The 2,965-nt window shown below is 69.5% G+C and carries 3 protein-coding genes and 1 pseudogene; 1 reads left to right on the top strand and 3 read right to left on the bottom strand.

Annotated features, from left to right (window positions below; translation table 11 throughout):
• Both ACIKT0_RS16160 and ACIKT0_RS16155 read right to left on the bottom strand, forming a co-directional pair.
• Window positions 1-191: pseudogene (locus ACIKT0_RS16160) on the bottom strand (DUF1499 domain-containing protein); the annotation flags it as partial.
• 139 nt (window positions 192-330) lie between these two features.
• Window positions 331-1,713 (bottom strand): aspartate aminotransferase family protein, encoded by a 1,383-nt coding sequence (locus ACIKT0_RS16155; RefSeq protein WP_407106387.1) that lies wholly within the window; start codon window positions 1,711-1,713, stop codon window positions 331-333.
• Window positions 1,714-1,904: 191 nt separating this feature from the next.
• On the opposite strand from ACIKT0_RS16155, the gene ACIKT0_RS16150 reads away from it, so the two are divergent.
• Window positions 1,905-2,246, top strand: coding sequence for a hypothetical protein (locus tag ACIKT0_RS16150; protein ID WP_407106385.1), 342 nt, complete (start codon window positions 1,905-1,907; stop codon window positions 2,244-2,246).
• Window positions 2,247-2,248: 2 nt separating this feature from the next.
• Here the strand turns inward: ACIKT0_RS16150 and ACIKT0_RS16145 are convergent.
• Window positions 2,249-2,965 (bottom strand): extensin-like domain-containing protein (locus ACIKT0_RS16145; RefSeq protein WP_407106383.1); only part of this gene is annotated, 717 nt, incomplete at its 5' end.

The following is a 2,965-nucleotide window of genomic DNA, read 5'->3' as shown; positions in this document are numbered from 1 at the left end:
GTCAGCACCGCGAGCCCCGCGAGGGCGAGACCCGCGGCGAACGCCGCGAACCCGGGTCCGGCCGCGACCGCGTGGGACCGCAACAGCAGCATCGAATAGAGCGTGACGCAGATCGCGAAGCCGGCGAGCGCAAGGGCCGCCGCCGCGAGGCGCGAGCGTCCGCGCGGGGCGAGCCGGAGATCGAGCGTCATGCGGCGCTCCGAGGACCGAAAGCCCGCTGATCGCGGGAGAAACGCCTACCGTTTCCGCACACCGAACCACCCCTCCGGCGTGACGCCGACATGCGACTTCTTCCACATCGAGGGGGAGGGTGAAAGGTGGTGGCGCCGTTCAGGCGGCCTGCCGCGCGCCTTCGGAGGCGGCCCAGCTTTCGGCCCGGTCGAGCGCGCGTCCGAGGCGATCGAACAACTGGTCGATCTCCTCCTCGGTGATGACCAGCGGCGGGCAGATCGACACCGCGTCGCCGATCGCGCGCACGATGAGGCCTTCCTCCTGCGCCAGCGCGACCACCTTGGCGGCGGCGTAGCGCTTCGCGTCGAACGGCCGCTTGCTGGCCTTGTCGGCGACGAGGTCGACCGCGCCGACGAGCCCCATGCCGCGGGCCTCGCCGACCATCGGGTGATCGCCGAAGGCGCGTAGCCGCTGCTGGAAATGCGGCATGACCTTGCGCACATGGCCGAGCACGTTCTCGCGCTCGTAGATCTCCAGGGTCTTGAGCGCGACGGCGGCCGCGACCGGATGGCCCGAATAGGTGAAGCCGTGGCCGAACACGCCGATCTTCTCGCTCTGCCGGTTCAGCGCCTCGTCGATCCAGTCCGGGATGATGACGGCGGCGATCGGCAGGTAGGAGGAGGAGAGCTGCTTGGCGACCGAGATCGTGTCCGGCTTCATGCCGAGCACGGTCGAGCCGAACCATTCGCCAAGCCGTCCGAAGCCGCAGATCACCTCGTCGGCGATCAGCATGACGTCGTATTTCTCCAGCACCGGCTGGATCTTCTCGAAATAGGTCCGGGGCGGCACGATCACGCCGCCGGCGCCCATCACGGGCTCGGCGATGAAGGCGGCCACCGTCTCCGGGCCCTCGGCCTGGATCATCGCGTCGAGTTCGGCGGCGAGCCGGGTGGCGAACTCCTCCTCGGTCTCGCCCTCGAGCGCGAAGCGGTAGTGATGCGGGCAGCCGGCGTGCCGCACCTGCGGCAGCGGCAGGTCGAAGTCGATGTGGTTGTTCGGCAGCCCGGTCAGGCTCGCGCTCGCGACCGTGACGCCGTGATAGGCCTTGATGCGGGAGATGATCTTCTTCTTCTGCGGCCGGCCGAGCGCGTTGTTGACGTACCAGACCAGCTTCATCTGGGTGTCGTTGGCTTCCGAGCCGGAGTTGCAGAAGAACGCCTTGGCGGCGTTGCAGGGGGCGAGCTCCTTCAGCTTCTCCGCCAGCGCGATCGCCGGGTCATGGCTCTTGCCCGTGAAGAGATGCGCGAAGGGCAGCCTGCGCATTTGCTCCGCCGCGGCCTCCACGAGCTCCTCGCGGCCATGTCCGAGCGCGTTGCACCACAGCCCCGCCATGCCCTCGATGTAGGGCTTGCCCTCGACGTCATAGACGAACACCCCGTCGCCCCGCTCGAGGATGAGCGAGCCCTGCTCCGGCAGCGTGGCGAGGTTCGTGTAGGGGTGGAGGACCGTGGCGGCGTCGCGCGCCTGGAGATTGCTGAGCATTCAGGAGTCCCTTCCAGCTTGCCGGCGGCTGCGGCCCCTCAGGATAGCGTCCGGGCGCCGCGATCCGGGCCAGCGTTTTCGGCGCGGCTCCGACCCGCAAAAGAATCTTCACGAAAGTCGACTTTAGTGGAACTATCCATTCAGGTCGCCGTTGTCGCGGCGGCTCACACTCTGACCTCGGGTGATCTACGATGCGGCTCGCCCTGTTCGGCGCAGCTCTGGCTGTTGCGGCGTTCTCGGCCTTCAGCCATGTCACCTATCTCAACACCGGCGGCTTCTCGGCCGACTGGGCGGAGCATCGTCGGATCGACGTCGTGTCCGCCACCGCCTGCGCGGAGATCCTGCAGCGCGCGGAGAGGACTCTCGGCGCCGGCAACGGACTGCGGTGCGAGCCGGTCCCGCTCTATCGCCACTGGTTCAACCTCGCCCGCGCGACCTATGAGCAGCGCGGGCTGATGACGCTCGCCTCGACGCTGTTCGGCGGCGAAGCCCTGGCGAGCGCCGCAGCTCCCGCCTCGTCGAACGCTCGCTGACTTCAGTCCGGCCGCCATTGGCACAGCCGCGAATTGCTGCGCCGGGGCTGCAGGTCGACGTGGAGATGATCCTCGTGCGCCTCGTCGGAGCCGGGCCCCAGGACCGTGTTGAACCGCGTGCAGGCCGCGCCCTTGACGACGATCCCCAGAAGCTCCGGCAGGTCCTTGGCGTAGACCCCGACTGCGCGGCCGCTCGAAAGCCCGAAGCCTGCAATGTCGAGCGCGTTCGCCCGGCCGTGCTCGCTGAGTTTGGCGCCGGAGACGTTGTTGCGCCCCCGGCAGGCGTATGAGCCCGCGACGTTGACCGCGTCGAGCTTCGCGCCCGACGCCTCGGCCGCCGGGGCGAGGTCGTTGCGCACATAGGCGGAGACGACGCGCGCCATGGCGCAGCGCAGGGTCGCGGCGGGCTTCAGCTCGACCACGCCGCCATCCTTGCGGCGCACGCCCGAGAGCTCGACCAGCGCGCCCGTGCGGCAGATCTCCGGCTGGTCGGAAAGCTCCGCCGGCTTGAAGATCGCGACGCCCTCCGAAGTCAGCTCCCGGCAATCGGCATCCTCCTCGCGGGAAGCCTCCGGAAGCGGGAGGTCGGGCGGGGTGGGACCCGCCGGCTTTTCGGTCGGCAGGGGCGCCTTCGGGATCAGCGCGGCCGTCCTGGCGTCGCCGTCGGGGCGCTCCGGCGGCAGAGGGACCGAGGCTTCGGGGCTGTCCTTCGGGGGCTC

This window comes from Hansschlegelia beijingensis (assembly GCF_045505405.1).
GTDB lineage: Bacteria > Pseudomonadota > Alphaproteobacteria > Rhizobiales > Methylopilaceae > Methylopila > Methylopila beijingensis_A.
Note: the sequence above shows the minus strand (reverse complement) of the source record. Positions and strands in the feature narration are given on the sequence as shown.